The organism is Edaphobacter aggregans DSM 19364 (assembly GCF_000745965.1).
GTDB classification, from domain to species: domain Bacteria; phylum Acidobacteriota; class Terriglobia; order Terriglobales; family Acidobacteriaceae; genus Edaphobacter; species Edaphobacter aggregans.
In genome coordinates, this window is the sequence record NZ_JQKI01000340.1 from 1 (window position 1) to 1,268 (window position 1,268).

At 57.1% G+C, this 1,268-nt stretch carries 1 protein-coding gene; it reads left to right on the plus strand.

The window, feature by feature from the left end:
- Positions 1-367: 367 nt before the first annotated feature.
- Entirely contained in the window at positions 368-955 is a 588-nt protein-coding gene (locus Q363_RS31670; RefSeq protein WP_084080980.1) for a phospholipase D-like domain-containing protein, read from the plus strand.
- Positions 956-1,268 lie beyond the last annotated feature (313 nt).

Genomic DNA, 1,268 nt, shown 5'->3' on the forward strand with positions numbered 1-1,268 from the left:
GAAGCGGAGGTCTGCACAAGCGAAGCGCGGAAGATTAGGGTGCCTCTTGCGCGCGCCAGAGGCGGAGCCTCTCAGGAAGGCTTGGTTTCCTTGCTTTGCGCGGAGCGCAGAAAGATGCTTTATTCTTCGGGTGGGCGTTGCGGGCGGGAAAGGCCCGCAGAGGAGGGTGCCGGAAGACGGTGGCTTCATAGCCGGCTGCAGGCTGGGAGGAGCCTTCCCCCCTTTCTGGTACTGCCCTTGGTCTTATGTCTGTGGGGTGTATTGCGGAATGAGGCGAACGTGAAGAGTGATCCGTTTTGGCACGCCGAGACTGATTAGAGCTGAAGAATCTGCTGCGAACATCCTGTCAGTCCGTAGACTTGGGATCATGCTGTCTTCAAAGTCTGTTCGGCAAATGTTCGTCTGTCTAGTGCTTCTTCGTCCTGCAATCACCGGGATCTCGGCGGCGGGTCAAAGTAGTTCCACTCTCTGCGCCCCAACAGCCCATGCGGTCGTTCTCTATGCGCCGGAATCGAACCTGGAACGAAGAGAGATAGAGACGCTGAGGACGGCGAAGGTCTCTGTCGATGTGGCGATGTACAGCTTCACGGATCGTGAGCTGGCCGCGGAACTGGTTCACCTGGCACGCTCTGGAGTACGGGTGCGTGTCTACCGTGATTCGAGAGAATCGATGCAGGAGAACCAGCGCGGCTCTTCCATCACGCCAACGCTGCTGGCGGGTGGGGTCGAGGTCCGTGTGAAAGCTTCGCAGGAGCTGATGCACTTCAAGAGCTATGTCATTGACGGCGCTCTACTGCGTACAGGGTCGGCCAACTGGTCTCCGACTGGCCTCAAGCGCCAGGACAATGATGTGCATTACGAAATAGATACGACACTGGCAGCGCTGTTCGAAAATCGTTTTGAAGCCATGTGGCAGCGCGCTACGAATCGAATGGCGACGACCCCCGCCCAGTAGGGAGGAGAGAGGGCGTGAGCGTACTTAGCACTTGCGTTACAAAACAGAACCGGAGACATGCGTTACAGCGAAGCGGAACCCTGATATTTCCTCAGCTTTGGTCGACGCACGAGGGGGCACCTCAAGATGACGCCTCACTGAAGCCAGGCTTGGAATTCGCATCCGCGATTCCCACCGGGCCAGCCGAAAATAGGGGATATGCGGAAAGCCTCTTGACAGGTATTCGAAAAAGCACGGCCAACGCCGACAGCTTCTCGACAGATATTGGCATCCAAGTTAGCCATGATGTCTGCGTACGCGAACACCTTCCAAA